This window comes from Hydrogenophaga sp. (genome assembly GCF_035481345.1).
Taxonomy (GTDB): Bacteria; Pseudomonadota; Gammaproteobacteria; order Burkholderiales; family Burkholderiaceae_C; genus Hydrogenophaga.
In genome coordinates this window covers 1-3,026 of sequence record NZ_DATIGV010000121.1, presented here as the reverse complement: position 1 = coordinate 3,026, position 3,026 = coordinate 1, and the positions used below count along the sequence as shown (strand labels likewise).

General features: G+C 75.7%; 2 protein-coding genes. Both read right to left on the bottom strand.

Translation table 11 applies throughout. From position 1 onward, the window contains the following. On the bottom strand, nucleotides 1-993 hold a 993-nt coding region (locus VLG41_RS13470; protein ID WP_325349917.1), incomplete at its 3' end, for a condensation domain-containing protein. Further along, nucleotides 990-3,026 (bottom strand): SDR family NAD(P)-dependent oxidoreductase (locus VLG41_RS13465; protein ID WP_325349916.1); only part of this gene is annotated, 2,037 nt, incomplete at its 5' end. The genes VLG41_RS13470 and VLG41_RS13465, both read right to left, overlap by 4 nt.

Below are 3,026 nucleotides of genomic sequence, written 5' to 3'. Positions count from 1 at the left end.
GGCGCTGGCGGCCAGGAAGGCCATGTAGACGGTGGCGTGGCGCTCGTGCACCCAGCGCTTGAGTGCGGCGCTGAAGGCCGCGTCGAACTCGAAGTCCACCGTGGCGCCGCGCGCGGGCGCGTCGCTGGCCGGCAGGTCGGGTGGGAACATCGAGGTCTGTGGCGCGCCCTTGAGCGCCTCGTCCCACCAGTCGAGCTCGGCGCGGATGGCCTCGGGGTGCTGGTGCTCGCGCTGCCAGGCCGCGTAGTCGGCGTACTGCAGGCGCGTGGGTGATTCCGGCGCGGGCGCCTTGAGTTCCTGCGCCAGCTCGCGCAGCAGGATCTGCAGCGACCACGCGTCCACCGCGATGTGGTGCGCCGCCGCGATGAGTGCGTAGCCCTCGGGCGCGAAATCGAGCAGCTCGAAGCGCAGCGGCGTCTGGCGCGACAGGTCGATCGGCGTGTGCACCGCGCGCTCGCGAGCGGCCTGCACGGCCCCCAGGCGCTCGCTGGCGGGCAGGTGGCGCAGGTCGTGAACCGTCACGGGCGGCACGTCCACGCGGCGCGCGCCGGGCACATCGCCCTCCTGCACGAAGTGCACGCGCAGGCCCAGGTGGCGGGCGTGCACGCGCTGCACGGCGGCCAGCAGTTGCTCGCGCGGCACCTCGCCACTCACCGGCCACGCCAGCGCCAGCAGGTAGGTGGTGCTCTCGGGCTCCAGTTGCTGCAGGATCCACAGGCGTTCCTGAAACAGCGAGAGCGGCAGCAGGCCGTCGTGCGCCACGGTGGCGCGCGGCGCGGTGTCTGCCTTGCCCGCGGGCGATGCGTGGGGCGCGTGCGCCACCCCGCCGCGCTCGGCCAGCAGCGCCATCAGTTCGGTCTTGTGCCCGGCGATGGCGGTTTTCAGCTCGTCGTCGAGCCGGCCGCGGCTGGCGCTCACGCGCAGCCGGCCCTCAGCCACCTCCAGGTCCACACCCAGCCCCTCCAGCCGGTGCAGCAGTTCACGCGCGTTCAAAACTCGATCTCCTCCCGATCGTCGTCGTTGGATTCCGTGGTGGCCATGCCCTCCTGCACCCGCTGTGCCAGGGCCTGCAGGGTGGACGCGTCGAACATGTCGCGCAGCGCCAGTTGCACCCCCATGGATTCGCGGATGCGCGCGAGCACCCGCGTGGCCAGCAGGGAGTGTCCCCCCAAATGGAAGAAATCATCGTGCGCGGCGACGCTGTCCACGCCCAGCAGTTCCACCCAGATCGCGGCCAGGCGGGTCTGCACCTCGCCCTGCGGCAGCTCGTCGGGGTTCACGGCGCGCGCGGCGGCGGGCGCCGCGTCCTTCGCGGGCGCGGCCTCGCGCACCGCGGCCTCGGCGCGCGGCGCCTCGGCCGGCGGTTGGAGCGCGGCCGCGCGCGTGAGCGACAAGGCCTTGGGCAGGTCGTAGGGCACCACCACCGCGCGGCGCAGTTCGCTGGCGAGCACGCGCTCGAAGGCGTCCAGCCCGTCCTGCGTGCCGATGGCCTTGGCGAGGTAGGCGTCCCAGGCGGCGCGGCGCCAGGCCGGCACCTCCAACTTGGCGGCCATGCCCACCTCGCGCCAGGCGCCCCAGTCGAACGCGACCACGCGGCGCCAGGCCGGCGGCACCTCGGCCGATTCGGCGAAGGCGTCGAGCACGGCGTTGGCCGAGGCGTAGTCGGCCACGCCGGGCGCGCCCAGCACGGCATTGATGGAACTCATCAGCACCACCAGCTCCAGTGGCGTGTCGGCCAGCAGCTCGCGCAGCACGCGCAGGCCCTCGAGCTTGGGCGCCAGCACGGCCTCGATCGCCTCGGGCGTCTTCAACGCGGAGAGCGCGCCCTCGCCCGCGACGCCGGCCGCGTGGATCACCGCGTCGATGCGGCCCCAGCGCGCGCGCGCGGCCTGCACGGCAGCGGCCATGGCGGTCGCGTCGGCGGCGTCGGCCGTGGCCACCTCCACCTCGCCACCCGCCGCTTCGATGGCGCGCAGCGCGGTGATGGTGACCGAGTGGCGATCGTCGGCACCTTTCGCGGCGAGCCAGGCGTCCCACTCCGCGCGCGGTGGCAGGGCCGTGCGCGCAGTGAGCAGGAAGCGCGCGCGGCGGCGCTCGGCCAGGCGCTGCGCGAGGGCCAGGCCCATGCCGCCCAGGCCACCCGTCATCAGCACCACGGCGCCTTCGCTCAGCGGCAGCGCATCGGCGCGGGCGGCGGGCAAGGCGACGTGCTCGTGGCGGCGCAGCCAGCGCTGGCCCTGGCGGCGGGCCACCATGTCTTCCTCGTCGCGCGCCAGGGCTTCGTCGAACAGCTGTTGCGCGGCCAGTTCGTCCGCCGCGCCGGCCTCGAGGTCGAGCTGGCGCAGGCGCAGGCCCGGCACCTCCAGCGGCAGAGCCAGCACGGGGCCCACGGCCAGCGCGCCGCTGGACCGCACCACGGGCTCGCCGAGCACGCTGTGCGCGCCGGCGGTGGCCACGACCATCCGCACCGGCTCGCTGGCCGTGGGCGCCAGCGCGGCGGCCAGGGCCACGGGCGCGTGGTGCAGCCACTGGCTCGCCTGGGCGGGCGTGGCTGCGTCGGTCTGCAGGCCCCACAGGGCGAAGGCGCCCACCACGGGCTGGCCGCCCGCGCGGGCCTGGGTCACGGCCGGCCCGGCCTCTCCGGGTTCCCGGAGGCGAACGACCTGCGCGCCGGCCGCGCGCACCCGGCGCGCGAGCGCCTCGGCCAGTGCGTCGGCACCGCCCGCGATGAGCCAGGTGCCCGAGAGCGTGGCCGCGCGGTTGAGCGGCGCGCGCGCCCAGGTGGGCGCGAACAGCCAGTCGGCCACGTCGCGGCTGAAGGCCACGGTGTGGGCATCGTTCGCCTCAGCGGCCGGCGCGGCAGCGGGGGCGGGCGTCGGCGCGGACGCCTCGATCGTGTGGCGCTGGCGCTCGAACGGGTAGGTGGGCAGCGGCACGCGGCGTGCGGCGCGGCCGCCGTGCAGGCCCGCCCAGTTCAGCGACACGCCCGCCAGCCACAGGCGGCCCGCGGCCTCCAGCACGGCGGG